This window comes from Domibacillus sp. 8LH, from assembly GCF_038806185.1.
GTDB classification, from domain to species: Bacteria; Bacillota; Bacilli; order Bacillales; family Domibacillaceae; genus Domibacillus; species Domibacillus indicus_A.
Genome location: NZ_JAVJNG010000043.1, coordinates 1 through 15,563, shown reverse-complemented (window position 1 = coordinate 15,563; position 15,563 = coordinate 1). Strand labels below are relative to the sequence as shown.

Sequence of the window (15,563 nt, the reverse complement as noted above, 5' to 3'; positions counted from 1 at the left end):
TCAAGCTATGGAGGATCTGATTAGAAGAACTGCTTAAGACTTAACTTTTTTGTGTCCAAATTATTGACTCAAATCCAAATTATTTAAAATAATATAATTTAAATTTACTAAATGGTAAATTAGCAAAAAACCACAAAAATTACGATGACAAATATATGAGTAATGGGACAAGGAAAGCCCAGAACACTGAATGTAGTAAAAAAAAGCGCCATAATTCCAATGAAATTAAATGCTTAATAGATAAAAGGAGCAAGAACAGTCTTCAGGTACTGACCCCTTTCTGTGAAACAAGGATCAAAGCACCTTTTAGACAGCCAGCTGCTGGTACGCAACCGGAGGCTGGCTGTTTAATTCACTTGGATATAAGCACTATTTTAATTATGAAAGTAGTTTTCGACAGTCTATTTTATGATAACTAGCCTTTGTACCAGCGTTTTTCTTCCCCTTCCATTCTCGAAGTAAGTCTTATACGCATAGGTTAACACCGGACTATTTCATTGAAATGGGTAAGCGTAGCACGAAGCCAGGATACGCAGTGCTCAATCTGCCGGCAGTTTATTCCCTCACCTATCAAGTGATGGATCTGCTTTATCAGCAAGTTCCAGTAGCCAATTTATATATGGAGCGGCTGAAAGATCGATGGGTCATTCATATGAAAGACGCACGTTTGAGTGGTGTTTCAGTTGAATTAGCTGACTTTATTAAGCGATCTGCCAAACAAGGGCGTGTGCGATATGTTCCGGAATACGGGGCACTCAGCATTGAATCCGAGGAAGAATTGCTGTCGGTTTCCTTGTCTGTAGATATTAAGGACTGGCTTCGAAAAAAAGGAGAACAAACCGGCAAGAGTATGCAGGATATTGCGGCAGAGATCCTTGAAGAAGTGTATCAACGTGATAAAATTTTATGATGTTATTACATTAAGCAAAAAAGACTCCCCGGGCTCTGTACCTAGGGAGTTTTTAATTAATGATTTTCTTTTCAGCTCTTAGCTTTGTACCCTTCCTGTTTCAAGAACTATGTACATCAACCTGACCATGCACATATCTATGGGCCGCCTTTTAATTAAAGAGGATTAAAAGTTGGAAGCTCCTTATTGTTGATATCGCCAATCAGTGGCAAGCGAGATAGCATGTTAGCTAGGAAATAGGAGTCCCAAGGAAAGTGCTCAGTGATGCCAATCCCGACTACATCATATGATTTAGCCACATCTTGTAAAACACGGATAATCGTTTCCATGCTTGATCCTTGAGGAGTCGTTTTGATGTATTCCTCATATGTTCCATGATAAGCAACAAGGAGAGAACGGAATTCCTTGAGATCCAGCACATCCAGATCAAAATGAATAATAATTTTGGATGGCTTTTTCACAGCTAACCATTCGAGCACTTTAGAGCTATCTTGTTTGATTTCATTCGGGCCTACAATATCGAGCTTCATATTTTTCATCGGATCTGAATTAAGAGGCTCAAGCATATCATTTAATCCTACATAAAGTACTTGTTCAGACTTAAAACAGCGAGGAACCTCTGCAATAAATTCTTCATCACCTACTCCCAGCAAGTTAGCCAGAACATGCGCGTGATGATGTGGAAAATCCTGAGGAATCGAGACATCAGGGTGAGCATCAAGCCATAATAAAGCAGTATCTCCGTTATATTTCTCATTCAAATAAGCAAAAGGTGCAAGTTCTACACTGCAGTCCCCTCCAAAAACAACGACACGATCAGGATTATGTTTATGAATTAGACTTTTGGCAGATTTAGCCTGATGTAGCACCGTTCTTCTAGCGACTATCCCCTTTTCTTTTTCTAAGTCCGAGTTTAGGTCCACCGGTACCTCTTCAAAAGGACCATTAGACTTGGGCGCGAGCCAATTTAACAAATGGGCTCCTAGAACATATGGAGGGTTGTTCCCACCTTGCCATTGAGGAAACAACAGTCGAAGCGTGCGGTTTGTATCGATTTCACTCATAAAATATTTCTCCTTTTTTATTATTTAGGATATCTATGTAACAAATAATAAACGTTGTAGTAACTATAGAGTCAAGGGTTGGCTATTATTTAATATCCTTAATTCTGTAAGAAATAGTTCTTCTCTTAATGAGCTGTAGTTGAAAGACAGAAAGACTCCATATACCTTATTTAATGGTTACCGGTACTCCGACAGACAAATCTCCACAGCCCTTATCTTTACTTCTGTTGGGTAACTCACTTTCGTACTCATAAAGAAAAATACCTCCAAGTTAACTTTTTAGGTAATTACATAACCGTTTGTCAACTTGAAGGTGTTTTTTATTTGTCTTACTCTATGCAGTCTGTTCCTAAGGCCTTTTTGTGCTCTTATTCCTCACATTTTAAAGTGCTGCCATTCGATTGGATGACTTGTTTGTACCAATGGAAGCTTTTCTTTTTTATCCTTTTAAATGTGCCGCTCAAATCATCATGGCGGTCAACATAAATAAAGCCATAACGTTTTTTCATTTCACCTGTTGACTGACTGACGAGATCAATCGGTCCCCAGCTTGTATAGCCCATGACTTCAACACCGTCTTCAATCGCTTCCCGAACCTGGCAAAGATGCGCATTCAAGTAATCAATACGATAGTCATCTTCTATCTCTCCATTTTCATTGATTACATCATTCGCTCCTAATCCATTTTCAACAATAAAAAGTGGCTTTTCATACCGGTCATAATACATATTCAGCGTGTAGCGAAGCCCTTTCGGATCGATCTGCCAGCCCCATTCTGAGCTTGGAAGGTAAGGGTTCTTCACTATGTTCAAAATGTTGGCATTGGATTGCACATTCAACTCTTCATTTGCTGTAGCACAGCCGCTCATATAATAGCTGAACGAAATAAAATCAACAGTGTGTTTCAGGATCTCCTCATCGCGTTCTTCCATATCGATGGTGATGTTATTCTCTTTAAAGAAACGCTTGATATAAGCTGGATAATGACCTCTCGCATGAACATCTGCAAAGAAAAGCGTTTCCCTTTCCTGTTTTTGCGCTTCGAGTACGTCTGAAGGATCTGGCGTGAGTGGATACATAGGAACTCCTGCCACCATGCAGCCGATTTTAGCATCTGGATTGATTTCGTGGCACATTTTCACTGCACTGGCACTGGCTACAAACTGATGGTGAATGGCCTGGTAACGTACCTGTTGTAAAATCTCTCCTTTGTCATGACGAATCCCTATTGAAATGAATGGTGCATGAAGAGCGAGATTAATTTCATTAAAAGTCAGCCAATACGAAACTTTATTCTTGAAACGAGTAAACACTGTTTCAGCAAACCGTTCAAACAGACCAATCACTTCCCGGTTTGTCCATCCGCCGTACTCTTCAACAAGAAACATCGGCATTTCATAATGTGACAGCGTGACAAGCGGCTCAATGCCATGCTCGGCCATCTCGTCGAAGAGAGCATCATAAAAAGCCAGGCCTTCTTCATTTGGACTCTCCTCATTGCCGTTTGGAAAAATTCTAGTCCAGGCAATGGAGACACGAAGACATTTAAAACCCATCTCTGCGAAAAGAGCTAAATCTTCTTTGTATCGATGATAAAAGTCAATCGCCTGGTGTTTAAGATATTCACCTTGAGGAGGATATACAATTGGTCCCCAGATGCCATTTGGCAAAACGTCTGCGACGGATAGTCCTTTCCCTCCTTTGTTATAAGCACCTTCTACTTGATTGGCAGCCAAAGCACCGCCCCATAAAAATCCTTGTGGAAACTGATTCAATGGAATTGCTCCTTTCTCTTGTATGTATGTTTATATCCAGCCCTTTTTTTCGAGGGCCGGAGCTATTATGCCAGCAGAAAATAGCTTGGTAAGGATACTTGTAATTTATGAAACAAGCGTCAAGATTGGATTGTTAGCATTAATTACTGCTTCCTCACTGGCCAAAACAGAGGAATAACGGTCTGTATTCGTGACGATTACTGGTGTTGTGATATCATAACCAGCTTCTTTTATTTTTGCGATATCAAATTCAACCAACAAGTCACCTTTCTTTATTTCATCGCCCTGTTTAACGGATGGAGAGAAATACTTCCCATTCAGTTCTACGGTGTTAATTCCAATATGAATGAGGATTTCTGCACCATTTTTAGATGTAATGCCAATTGCATGCCCTGTCGGAAAAACAGTTGTGATGGTCCCATCGACCGGCGAGAAAGCTTTTCCAGTAGCCGGCACTACCGCAATTCCTTTTCCCATTGCTTCGCCAGCAAAAACAGGATCATTTACATCCGTTAATGCCTTAACAGTACCGCTCAGTGGACTGGAAATAACTTCTTGACCTGCCGGCTGAACAGATTTCTTAGCATTGCCGCCAGTTGATGTCGTAATAGTTGCTTCAACAGGCGCGACATTCTCTTCGCCAAATCCAAAGATCATCACCAAAACAGTGGCTAATACCATTGATACAGCTGCACCTAGCAGCATGTAACCAATCGGATCAAAAGCTCCAAAAGAGAAAACGCTCTGCATCACAAAGGCGGTAGCACGTACTTGAAAGAATCCTAATATTGCTCCGCCCGCTGCACCGGCTGCTATCATAAGCGGAAGTGTCCGTTTGTAACGCAGGATAATACCATAAAGGATTGGCTCTGTTACGCCGGCAAGCAATGCTGTAAGCGTCGCAGAACCTGCCACTGCTTTTAGATTTTTGTCTCTTGCTATTAGGAAAACCCCTAATGCAACACCCGTCTGTGCAAACGTTGCCCCAATCCACATTCCGATAAGGGGGTCGTACCCTGAAGCCAAGTTTGATAAAATAATTGGCACCGTTGCCCAGTGAAGACCCAGCACAACAGCGAATGGAATGAATCCGCCAATGACAATTCCGGCAATAATACCACTTGTTTCGGTTAAAAACGCAAGAGCATTTGCAACTCCTTCGCCTACATACACACCGAATGGCCCAAATGCGATCACTGTTAACGGTACGATAACCACTAGAGAAAGCATTGGAACGAAGAACAGCTGTATACTCTGTGGCACTAATTTCTTTAACTGTTTTTCAAAGAGTGCAAAAATTGAAACCGCAATAAATACTGGAAAAACGCTTGAAGAATAGTCGATTAAAAAAACCGGGATACCAAGGAAATCCGTTCTGTCTGCTCCAGATGCTAAGATGCCTGTAAAGTTTGGCTCCAGTAAAGCAGCGCCAATTACTCCACCCATAGCTGGAGTTGCGCCTAGTTTAGTCGCTAGTGTGACCCCTAATAATATAGGAAGAAAATATAAAACGGCGTTTCCAGCTGCAGCTAAAATTAAATAGGTTCCGCTTTCTGCTGACAGCCATCCGGCTGTTGTCAGGATAGTCAGCAGCGCTTTTAATATCCCTGCTCCTGCTAGTGCCGGAAGAAGCGGCGAAAAACTGCCTGAGATAATTTCAAATATTTTAGCGGTTGGTTTTGTTTTTTCGCTGTTTTCTGAAGGTTCTATCCCTGCAGTTAGGTTAGTCTGTTTTATAATCTCCTGATAGACATCTGACACGTGGTTGCCAATAACCACTTGAAACTGGCCGCCGCTTTCTACTACACTTAAAACCTCTTTCATGTTGCTAAGTGCCTGCTTATCAGCCTGTTTAGGATCTCGAAGCTTAAACCTTAGCCGCGTAGCGCAATGAACAAGGCTTGAAATGTTTTTCTCTCCGCCAACAAGTCGGATAATATCTTTTGCGAGTCCTTCATATTTCATTTTGGTCACTTCCTTTATTCTATTGTTTTAACCTGCCTAAGAATGTGGGGTGTTACTTTCTAAAGACTTCTCTTACAGTAACAGGAAGAGTGATCATTGTTTTCGGATCTAGCAGACGATGAGTGTCTTCATCTAATAGCTTGCCAATTTCAGAATCCCATGCGATTTCGGCTGCTTCAGCACTTTCAAATGTATAAACAGATGCAGCATCAAATTCATTAAAATCACCTACATAACTTCCGTCTCCTTGACCTGCTTTTCTTGATGGATGCTGACGATATTCAACGAGTCTGGGCAGCCTTTTCGCAATAGGTCCATGAATGTACTCATAATGATGATAAAATTCTTCTAATGTTAGTTCGGGATTGCGCTTGAAAACAAACATAATAGAATGCATGTCTATGACCTCCACTATAAGATATTATTTGTATTTGCTTTTTCTACAGGTATAATAAAGTCTATAGTTACTATAGAGTCAAGGTTAGTTTTTTGTGAAAGCGTTACATGACAAAAGAAGTAACATAAAGGAGTAAAAAATGGAGACATACTTGTCGATTGGAGAAATGGCGAAGTTAAATAATATATCAATTCAAACTCTTCGTTATTATGATAAAATTGATCTTTTTAAACCAGAATACATTGATCCTGATAATCAATATCGTTATTACAGTATCAGACAAATTTTTTATTTAGATATCATTAAATATTTGAAATACATAGGTACGCCCCTTGAAGAAATCCGCCGCATGATCGAACTGCCTCCTGAATCAATGTACAAATTCCTTGACCAACAGGAGCTGACTATTGAAGAGCAAATCAAAAAACTAGAAAACGTTCAACAGCTGCTAAATCAACGAAAAAGCCAGCTTCGCGAGCAAATACTTCTAACAAATCAGCAACGCGGTGTCGTTTATACCCGCAAAATTGAAGAGCGCTCCATCCTAAAAATGGACTGCACCGCTAAAGTGACTCCGTTAGATCCTCCAGATGTATATTTTAGAAAACTTGCGAATGTACTTGAGGAAGCAGAGGCTACTGTTAATAATTTATACGGGTGCATCTACCCGCTAAAGCAGTACGAATCCACGGAAAAAATTTGCTACAGCAGCCTGTATACTTCAATTTCAAAAACGGATTTAGCTCTTGTTCCACCAGGTATTTATATCGATTCTATTCCGAGAGGAACATACATGTGTATCGCTTTTAAGTGGTCTAAAGCTGATTATTACGATCACTTTAGCAAACTAAAAAACGCCTACTATTCGTCAGGCTTTTCAATAGAAGCAAATGTTTATGAAGTTTCACTGCCGAATAATTATGCTTCTTCAAAAGATGAAGACTTTATTACCGAGCTCCAAGTATTGATCGATTAAACAACATAGAAACAGCGTATTTTATACATCACAAAAAAGAGAGTTACACGAAAAGAAATTTGGGAAGACCGGCTTTCCGAGCGGCAATACTACAATAAAACAGCCAAAGAAGCCGTGTAACAGCGCTTTTCTTCCCCTTCTATTCCGGAAGCAAGACTTATGCGCAAAGGTTTAGGGGACTGGTTCTTTATTGTGCCGGGGACCGATGATACATTCAGCTACATGGAAGGTATCTATACATATAGGTTAACACCGGACTATTCCATTGAAATGGGCAAGCGCAATACGAAGCCTGGATATACAGTACTTAACCTGCCGGCAACCTATTTCCTAACCTATAAAATAATGGATCTGCTTTATAAGCAGGTGCCAGGAGCCAATCAAGAGCGTGTTCGGAATGTTCTAGAATGTGAGGCACTCAGCATTGAATCGGAAGAAGAATTGCTGCCGATTTTACTATCCGTGGATATTAAGGAATGGCTGTAAAAAAGGAGAACAGACAAGGAAAGTATGAAGGGTATTGCTGTAGAGATCCTTGCAAAGGTATATCGGAGAGAAAGAAATTCAGGCGGTAATAACGGCACTAAATAAAGCAAATTAAAGCAATTTACACGCTTCCGGTGCTTTAATCGTAAGCTCAGCGTGCACAGCCGGGACCGTTAAATTTAAAATAACTCCACATGTATGATTCCACACGATTCCTACATTGTGAGTGAAGAATTTATGGCTTCAGCTTAGCCGATGGCTCATTAGATTTAACTTTTTCTATTAATTGCTTGCATATTAACGGTGCAATTTCTTTAATTGGCTGATGCACTGTAGTTAGCAAGGTTTATAACACGCGCATAAATCAATATTGTCAAATTAGTCTTTGCCATCATCTTTAATCCTTTGTTAATGATATTTATGCTGTAGAAAGCTCGACCTATTTTCATCTCGTACCGTACATAATGCTTGTTTATTTCTCTCTCTATTTTTTGTTTCCACGCATACGAATGCATAAAAGATTAGAGATGGAGAGGTGGAATAAATTCAATTATTTATTCCACACGACTCCCTGATTACGAGTGAAGGACTTATTTCAAGTTTCAGCTTAGCTACTGGCTCAGTCGATTCAATCTTTTCTATTAATCGCTTGCATGTTAATGCTGCAATCTCTTTAGTCGGCTGATGAACTGTAGTTAGATATGGTTTATAACATGTGCATAAATCAATGTCATCAAACCCGACAACTGCTATATCCTGGGGCACATTAAACCCTGATTCTTTTAATGCTTGTATGGCTCCCAATGCCATCAAATCATTTTGTGCAAAAATAGCTGTGAAATCTTTCACCTTTTCTAAATGATTTAGCATTAATTCATATCCTGATTGAAAAGTTTCATTTCCATAAATCAGCATTTCTTCGTCAAATTGAATATTGTTATTAATCAAAGCTGCTTTAAATCCTTCAGTTCTTAACTCGAATTCACCACCAACATTATTTGCTGAAATACATAATATTTTTTGGTGCCCTAATTTAATTAAATGTTCAGTGGCTATATATCCCCCCTTGAATTGATCTACACATACAAAATCTACTTCTTTCGCTTGATAAAAAGGAGGAATATATTTACAAAAAACAAATGGTACGTCCGTTTTTTCCAGCACATTTATTGTCTCATCATCTAACGATGGTTCTAATATGATAAGACCGTCTATCTTTTTAGCTGCAATAAGTCTTTTTATGTTATTTTTCTTTGTAAACCTATTTTGAAAAAACGAAATAATTACATCAAACTCCAAACGCTCCAAGCTTTCCAACAACTCATTCTGCCAAGATTTAAAGTGGGTGTCTACTCGAGAATCAAACAAAGTTTCTGGGAGAATTACACCGATTGTATAAGTTTTATTTGCGGCTAAACTTCTCGCATGTGAATTAAATTGAAAACCGTGCTCTTCTGCTATCTTTTTTATTCTTTTCTTTGTTTTCTCTGGTATCATTGGACTATCATTTAAGGATCTCGAAACAGTTGATTGGCTAACATTTGCCAGTTTTGCAAGATCTTTTGTAGTAATTGCCATCTATTTTCCTTCTTTCATAAAATTAACGCATCCGTATGCATTTGTAAAATCACTTTATTAAATTTTATAATATTTTGGTCAACAGCTGAAGTGTTTTTATATTTCCATAAAATTTTAATATCCATACGTTTTGTTATCGTTTTCATTTAGGTAAATATACATAGGGGTGCATTAATTTTATCCATATTAAAATATTTATAATTTTTAGTCAATTCTTTTTTTGTTATTCTTGAGCATTTTTTTGCTTCTTTTCAGAATAAAAATTCAAGAATTTGTTTATATTAATTACTTTACTATTTAAAAAAGAAGGATCGTCATTCAGCCCCCACTTATCCTTACGCGCTACTCTGCACTGGATTTGAAGTGCGGTACTCTGGCGAAAATATCTGGTCGATAATGATGTTTTGAGTCCCGTATCGGTTAAGTATACTACTTTGATTCTGAAAGCAACCTCAAAGATCTGCTGTTAAAAACTGCGCCTTTCCAAATCCAAAACTCCAGTCTGCATCTTCATTGACTGTAATAGAAACCATTACATCTTTGGGATCAATATTGCAGTCTTTCCGTAATTCCTCGACAATATATTTGTACAAATTTTGCTTTTGTTCTTCTGTTCGCTTTTTACTGGTGATGCTAATCAACACCATATCTTTTGAGCGCTCAAACCCTAGTCCTGTGTCTTCCATAATCATTTCATGAGCAGGGTGCTGATGCACTATCTGATAGCGGTCACGTTCGGGTACTTCGAATGCTTTAAGCATGGCACGATGAACAGCATCAAGCAGCTTCTTTAATTCTTCTTCTGATCTTCCTTTTACAATATCAAAGCGTAGTAATGGCATCTTCTACCCTTCCGTTTCCTTTATTTATTGTAACACCTCGTCCACTCGTTCCAAATTCTTTCATTTTTTCTTTGGCCGCTTCTTTCACTGCTTCAATCGCTGGTCTCAAGATCAAACGCGGCTCATACACATCGGGTTTTTCATTTAATGTCTGACGAATAGAAGTTGTCCACGCTTGAATATTTTCCGTGTTCACATTAATTTTAGCGTGACCCAATTCAATTGCACGCTGAAGCTGGTGTAATGGAATACCCGATCCGCCATGTAGTACCAGTGGAATGCCCGTTTTATCCCTGATTTCTTTCATTTCTTCAAAACCAAGCTGCGGCTCACCCTGATATGGTCCGTGAACAGAACCAAGAGCGGCAGCCAGTGCATTAATACCTGTTTCTTCGACAATACGGATGCACTCATCAATATCCGCATATTGAATGCCGCCAATCATTCCATCTTCCTGACCGCCCACTGTACCGACTTCAGCTTCGACCGAGACATCCTTTACTTTTGCATATGCCACGACCTCTTTTGTCATCGCGATATTTGCGTCAATTGACCCATGTGATCCATCGATCATCACCGATGTAAACCCGGCATCGATCGCCCGTTTACAGCGTTCGATACTCATGCCATGATCCAAATGAAGTGCAACCGGAACAGTAATATTTAGTTCTTCTGTTAATGCATTGACCATAGATGATATCGTCTTGAAACCGCCAAGATAATCAACAAGCCGGTCCGAAGCAGCCAAAATGATCGGTGCCTGTTCCTCTTCCGCAGCAAGCAAAAAAGCCTGGGCAAATTCAAGGCCATTGATATTAAACTGTCCTACTGCATACCTGTCTTTTTTTGCTTTTTTCAACATCTCTCTCATTGAAACTAAAGCCATTTAATGAATCTCTCCTTTCACCTAGTTAGCCATTAAAAAATTCACTTTGCGGCCTATATCTTGCCCTTAAGTGCTATACGTTTGCTCGGATACAATTATTTAAATGACACAACGCCAATTCTCTTTCAAAATAACGGGTTCAGGAAAGAAGCCGCCGACTTCCGTCCCTTGAACCACTGCTACTGTAATATAGTTTAACAAGTTAATATCCTATATCGTGTGCAATCTTCTCTTAATACATCTTCGCCGTTTCTAGTTTTTCTGCTCTCGCGGCATAGGCTTTTTGAACGCTTTCAAACTCGGATACTTCAGCGAGACCAACGTTCCACCAGCCATCATAGCCATCCGACATTGTTTTCGGAAGCACCTTCATATCAATCAATGTGGAAACAGACTGCTTTTTCGCATCTTCAAGCGCTGCTTTCAATTCTTCTACTGTGTTGGCTTTGTAAGATTTTGCTCCGTAAGCTTCTGCCACTTTTGCGTAATCGATGTTCATAATTTGATTATCATGTGTACGGAATTCACAGAAGTATGTTCCGCTTCCATTACCCATCTGCAGGTTATTAATACATCCATAGCCAGAGTTATCAAACAGGAGAATGTTGATTTTTTTATCGTACTGAAGCGCTGTTACAAGCTCTGTGTGAAGCATGAGGAAGCTGCCGTCTCCGACTGCCGCATATACTTCACGGTCCGGGTGAGCCAGTTTCGCACCCAGTGCACCGGCCACTTCATATCCCATGCAGGAATATCCGTATTCAAGATGGTACGTATTCGGCACATCTGAATGCCATAAGCGCTGCAGGTCGCCCGGAAGGGACCCGGCTGAACCGATGACGATGCTGTCCGGTGCGACTGCTTCATTGGCCGCAACCAAAGCAGCCGTTTGGGTGAATTCAGTGCCCAGCGCATCGGCGTACTCATTCATCGTTTCCTGGGAAAACTGGCCCTTGATTTCCGGTGTGAAGTTTTCACGGTTAAATGTTACGTTCGCCAGACGGTCACGTTCTGCCAGCCATTCCTCTTTCCATGCTGAAAGCAGGCCGCCAAATGCGGTTTTATAGTCTCCCAAAAGAGGTGCCAGCTGTTCAAGCGCGGTTTTTGCATCGGCAACTACCTGGAATGCGTCCAGCTTATAAGCCTGCATGCGGCTGACATTAATGTTTAAGAATGATGTTTTGTCAAAATCAAACTGCGTTTTGGATGATGTCGTGAAATCTGTATAGCGTGTGCCGACACCGATTACAAGGTCTGTATCACGCGCCACTTTGTTTGCAGCCGACGTGCCCAAGATTCCAAGACCGCCCAGGTTAGTTGGAAATGAGACTTCCACTGTTGATTTCCCGGCCTGTGTTTCTACAAGCGGGATATTATGTTTTCCAGAGATTTGTTTTAAAATGTCACGGGCACCTGAATAACGGGCACCGCCGCCGATAATAATGACGGGTTTTTTGCTTGCTTTGATCCGCTCTGCTGCGCCCTGCAGCTCGCGTTCTACCGCCGGCTTGCGGTCCAGATAATGAACACGTTTGTCAAAGAAACGCTCATCATAATCAAATGCTTCCCCTTCGACATCCTGTGCAATGCAGATCGTCGCTGGGCCGGCTTTAGCCGGATCGGTCATCACTTCAAACGCACGGATGAGTGCGGACATTAACTGCTCCGGACGTGTTACGCGGTCCCAGTAGCGGGAAACCGCCATAAACGCTTCGTTTGTGGTTACCGCTGTGCTGTGTTCATGCTCCAGCTGCTGAAGCACTGGATCAGGCTGGCGCGTCGCAAAGGTATCCGCCGGAAGCAAAAGAACCGGAATGTTGTTCGCAAACGCGGTTCCCGCTGCTGCGATCAAGTTTGCTGAACCGGGACCCGCAGATGTCGTGACCGCATAAATTTTGCGGCGGAGCATTTCGCGGCTGTAGGCGATGGCCGCCTGCGCCATGCCCTGCTCATTCTTTCCCTGATAGACTTTCAAATGGCCGGCATCCTGCTCAAGCGCCTGGCCGATCCCAAGCACATTTCCATGGCCAAATATGTTGAATACGCCTTCGACAAAAGGGGTTTCTTCGCCGTCCACATGGATGTACTGCTGATTTAAAAATTTAATTAACGCTTGCGCGGTTGTTAATCGAATAGTTCCCATTTTCTACTCACCTCTTAATGAATTGTTTTTTACACGTATACGGCAGATGCAATCAGCTGCTCAATCTCAGAAACAACGGGCATCGCATCAGACGAGCTGTGTTTGCTGACGACGATCGATGCGGAAGCACTGCCATATTTCAAAGCGGTTTCAATGTCTTTTCCGCTGACAAGTGCATAAAGGAAAGCCGATGCGTATGAATCCCCGGCGCCAAATGTTTTCAGCACGTTTGTTTTGTACGCCTGCGCGCGGAATACTTCTCCCGATTTCGCATAAGCATATGAACCTTCTACTCCATGCTTGATCACAACAAGATCGGCTGAATGCTTGAATAAGTTTTCGATTGTTTCATTGTTATCGCCGCCTTGAATATTTTCCATCACGTCAAACTCATCACGTGTGCCGATGACGATATCGGACTGTTCGGCAACAAGCGAGTAATAAACGGCTGTTTCTTCCGGAGACTGCCATGTGTACGGACGGTAGTCAAGTTCAAACACAATTTTCACACCGTGTTTTTTCGCCAGGCCGACCGATTTCAAAACCGCTTCCCGTGACGGGCTTTTTGCCAGTGCCGTACCGGATACAAGCAGAATTTTCGCCTGTTTAATGTAGTCTTCGCTTACTTCAGATGGCTCAAGGTACAAATCTGCTACGTCGTCACGGTACATCAGGATGCTGCATTCATCCGGGCTTAAAATTTCAGTAAAAGCCAGGCCTGTTTTATGCCCTTCTTTGTCTGTGACCATGTTCGATGTATCCACACCCACTTCGCGCATGTACTTTTCAATAAATCTTCCATGCTGGTCATCCGCAAGCTTGCCGATAAAGCCGACTTTTAAGCCAAGCTTTGCGCTGCCGATCGCGACGTTTGCGGGTGAGCCGCCGACGTATTTCGTAAACGTCATCGTCTCTTCCATTGGCATGTTGTATTCGTTTGCATTTAAGTCGATGCAGGCACGCCCAATGGCGATTACATCAAGTTCTTTTTCATTATTGAATGTATAGTTCATTCGGTTTCACCGCTCCTTTAATTGGGTTAACGTTTTAAAATCCACTCATGGTCTGGATCATTATGAAATTTCTAAATGCGTGTCAGGCCGGCCATTACGTTTAAGTAATAAGACTCGTAGCCTCCCGGTACGCCAACTGATGCAATACTGCTGTTTTCACCTCGAATGTGTAGTTCATCCGGGTTCACTGCTTCTTTAGTCAGGTTGACGTTTTAAAATCCACTCATGGTCTGGATCATTGTAAAATTTCCAAATACGTGTCGGGCCAGCCATCACATTTAAGTAATAAGACTCATAGCCATCTGGTACGCCGACTGGATGGTAGCCAGCTGGCACCAGCACGACATCACTGTTTTCAACGGTCATCGTTTCATCAATCGACCGGTCATCGGTATACACACGCTGGAAGACAAAACCCTGCGGCGGATTCATTTCATGATAGTAAGATTCTTCTAAGAAGGACTCATCCGGCAGGTTGTCCTGGTCATGTTTGTGCGGCGGGTAGCTCGACCAGTTTCCGCTTTCTGTATACACTTCTACGACAAGCAGGCTGTTTGCGCGCGGGTCGGAATCCGGCAGGATATTGTGAACCATTCGTTTGTTGCTCAGGATGCCGCGGTTTTCAATACCGACATCCGATGCTTTAATATGTTTGGTCGGACGCTGCTCCTGAGATGGAGAGTAGCATAGTGCTACGCGGGCAGCCGTTGCACCTTCTACGTGGAATGTTTTGTCGTTGGAAACATACACACTGTCTGTCGGCACTTTTTCGAAGACATTTTCACGCGTACCAAGGCTGCGGAATTCTTCACTTCCCTCGGTGACATGAATCTTGCCTGTCAGGGCGACAATGCAGCATTCTGTTTGATTTAATGATTCAGTGTAAGTGGCGCCGGGAGCCAGATCAATGACTTTAAATCCGACATATTCGAGGGGGGAGTTTTCTTTTGTGACGTCATGGACGAGTGTGACGCCTTCTGACTGTTCTTTTTTCATTGGTTTTTGAAGCAAGCGGCTCATGTTATGTACCTCCTGATTTTTGCTTGAATGGCCTGCTGCCCGGGTTGAACCGGACAGCCAGGACCCATTCAAGCTATTACTTCACGTAGCGTGCAGTGACCATTTTCTTGCGTATAAAGAATTCAACCCCGTCTTTACCATTCGCATGAAGATCGCCGTAGAATGAATTTTTGTAGCCTGAGAATGGGAAGAATGCCATTGGCGCCGGCACCCCAACGTTAATGCCCAGCATGCCTGCGTGGATCGTTTCACGGAACTGGCGTACCGCTGCTGCGCTGTCTGTGTACAGGCAGGCACCATTCGCAAGTGTAGAAGCATTGGCTGTCTCCACACCTTCTGCCAGGTCTTTTACGCGGACGACTGAAAGAACGGGTGCAAAGATTTCATCCTGCCAGATCGTCATCTCCTGTGTCACGTTATCGAAGATGGTGGCGCCAAGGAAGTATCCATCTCCTTTTGCGGCTTCGTCTTCGCGGCCGTCACGCACAAGCGTGGCACCCTGCTCGAT

The 15,563-nt window shown here is 42.1% G+C and carries 14 protein-coding genes; 3 read left to right on the top strand and 11 right to left on the bottom strand.

Going from position 1 to position 15,563, the window contains the following annotated elements:
• Positions 1–502: 502 nt before the first annotated feature.
• A complete protein-coding gene (locus RG959_RS22950) occupies positions 503–910 on the top strand; it encodes a hypothetical protein (protein WP_342799131.1) in 408 nt (135 codons plus the stop codon).
• Between the two features lie 155 nt (positions 911–1,065).
• On the opposite strand, the gene RG959_RS22945 is transcribed toward RG959_RS22950, so the two are convergent.
• The 4 genes from RG959_RS22945 to RG959_RS22930 form a co-directional block, all read right to left on the bottom strand.
• Complete coding sequence (locus RG959_RS22945) at positions 1,066–1,974, bottom strand: arginase family protein (protein WP_342799130.1); 909 nt, start codon at positions 1,972–1,974, stop codon at positions 1,066–1,068.
• A 368-nt stretch (positions 1,975–2,342) separates the two neighbouring features.
• Positions 2,343–3,749 (bottom strand): 6-phospho-beta-glucosidase, encoded by a 1,407-nt coding sequence (gene ascB / locus RG959_RS22940; protein ID WP_342799129.1) that lies wholly within the window; start codon positions 3,747–3,749, stop codon positions 2,343–2,345.
• A gap of 105 nt (positions 3,750–3,854) precedes the next feature.
• Complete coding sequence (locus RG959_RS22935) at positions 3,855–5,714, bottom strand: beta-glucoside-specific PTS transporter subunit IIABC (RefSeq protein ID WP_342799128.1); 1,860 nt, start codon at positions 5,712–5,714, stop codon at positions 3,855–3,857.
• Between the two features lie 52 nt (positions 5,715–5,766).
• On the bottom strand, positions 5,767–6,111 hold the full coding sequence (locus tag RG959_RS22930) for an EthD family reductase (protein WP_342799127.1): 345 nt from the start codon (positions 6,109–6,111) through the stop codon (positions 5,767–5,769).
• A gap of 139 nt (positions 6,112–6,250) precedes the next feature.
• Between RG959_RS22930 and RG959_RS22925 the strand changes: the two genes are divergently transcribed.
• Positions 6,251–7,087 carry a MerR family transcriptional regulator gene (locus tag RG959_RS22925; RefSeq protein WP_342799126.1) on the top strand — a complete coding sequence of 279 codons (837 nt, stop codon included), beginning with the start codon at positions 6,251–6,253 and terminating at the stop codon, positions 7,085–7,087.
• Positions 7,088–7,246: 159 nt separating this feature from the next.
• On the top strand, positions 7,247–7,573 hold the full coding sequence (locus RG959_RS22920; RefSeq protein WP_342799125.1) for a hypothetical protein: 327 nt from the start codon (positions 7,247–7,249) through the stop codon (positions 7,571–7,573).
• Between the two features lie 546 nt (positions 7,574–8,119).
• Here RG959_RS22920 and RG959_RS22915 read toward each other — a convergent pair.
• From RG959_RS22915 to RG959_RS22880, 7 genes are all read right to left on the bottom strand, one after another.
• A complete protein-coding gene (locus RG959_RS22915; protein WP_342799124.1) occupies positions 8,120–9,151 on the bottom strand; it encodes a LacI family DNA-binding transcriptional regulator in 1,032 nt (343 codons plus the stop codon).
• A gap of 452 nt (positions 9,152–9,603) precedes the next feature.
• Positions 9,604–9,993, bottom strand: a complete 390-nt coding sequence (locus RG959_RS22910) for a tautomerase family protein (RefSeq protein ID WP_342799123.1) — start codon at positions 9,991–9,993, stop codon at positions 9,604–9,606.
• Entirely contained in the window at positions 9,974–10,879 is a 906-nt protein-coding gene (gene fba, locus RG959_RS22905) for a class II fructose-1,6-bisphosphate aldolase (RefSeq protein ID WP_342799122.1), read from the bottom strand. Before fba ends, RG959_RS22910 begins: the two co-directional genes overlap by 20 nt.
• Positions 10,880–11,111: 232 nt before the next feature.
• Positions 11,112–13,022: a 3D-(3,5/4)-trihydroxycyclohexane-1,2-dione acylhydrolase (decyclizing) gene (gene iolD / locus RG959_RS22900; RefSeq protein WP_342799121.1), complete on the bottom strand. Its 1,911-nt coding sequence runs from the start codon at positions 13,020–13,022 to the stop codon at positions 11,112–11,114.
• Positions 13,023–13,051: 29 nt separating this feature from the next.
• A complete protein-coding gene (iolC, locus tag RG959_RS22895) occupies positions 13,052–14,035 on the bottom strand; it encodes a 5-dehydro-2-deoxygluconokinase (protein WP_342799120.1) in 984 nt (327 codons plus the stop codon).
• A 195-nt stretch (positions 14,036–14,230) separates the two neighbouring features.
• Positions 14,231–15,055 (bottom strand): 5-deoxy-glucuronate isomerase, encoded by an 825-nt coding sequence (iolB, locus tag RG959_RS22885; RefSeq protein WP_342799119.1) that lies wholly within the window; start codon positions 15,053–15,055, stop codon positions 14,231–14,233.
• Positions 15,056–15,131: 76 nt separating this feature from the next.
• Positions 15,132–15,563: aldehyde dehydrogenase family protein (locus RG959_RS22880; RefSeq protein ID WP_342799118.1), on the bottom strand; the 432-nt coding region annotated here is incomplete at its 5' end.

Bases quoted from the DNA above. Each gene is read 5' to 3' on its own strand.
- RG959_RS22950 (WP_342799131.1), top strand. From the start codon at position 503: ATGGGTAAGCGTAGCACGAAGCCAGGATACGCAGTGCTCAATCTGCCG.
- RG959_RS22945 (WP_342799130.1), bottom strand. From the start codon at position 1,974: ATGAGTGAAATCGATACAAACCGCACGCTTCGACTGTTGTTTCCTCAA.
- RG959_RS22935 (WP_342799128.1), bottom strand. From the start codon at position 5,714: ATGAAATATGAAGGACTCGCAAAAGATATTATCCGACTTGTTGGCGGA.
- RG959_RS22930 (WP_342799127.1), bottom strand. From the start codon at position 6,111: ATGCATTCTATTATGTTTGTTTTCAAGCGCAATCCCGAACTAACATTA.
- RG959_RS22925 (WP_342799126.1), top strand. From the start codon at position 6,251: ATGGAGACATACTTGTCGATTGGAGAAATGGCGAAGTTAAATAATATA.
- RG959_RS22920 (WP_342799125.1), top strand. From the start codon at position 7,247: ATGCGCAAAGGTTTAGGGGACTGGTTCTTTATTGTGCCGGGGACCGAT.
- RG959_RS22915 (WP_342799124.1), bottom strand. From the start codon at position 9,151: ATGGCAATTACTACAAAAGATCTTGCAAAACTGGCAAATGTTAGCCAA.
- RG959_RS22910 (WP_342799123.1), bottom strand. From the start codon at position 9,993: ATGCCATTACTACGCTTTGATATTGTAAAAGGAAGATCAGAAGAAGAA.
- fba (WP_342799122.1), bottom strand. From the start codon at position 10,879: ATGGCTTTAGTTTCAATGAGAGAGATGTTGAAAAAAGCAAAAAAAGAC.
- iolD (WP_342799121.1), bottom strand. From the start codon at position 13,022: ATGGGAACTATTCGATTAACAACCGCGCAAGCGTTAATTAAATTTTTA.
- iolC (WP_342799120.1), bottom strand. From the start codon at position 14,035: ATGAACTATACATTCAATAATGAAAAAGAACTTGATGTAATCGCCATT.
- iolB (WP_342799119.1), bottom strand. From the start codon at position 15,055: ATGAGCCGCTTGCTTCAAAAACCAATGAAAAAAGAACAGTCAGAAGGC.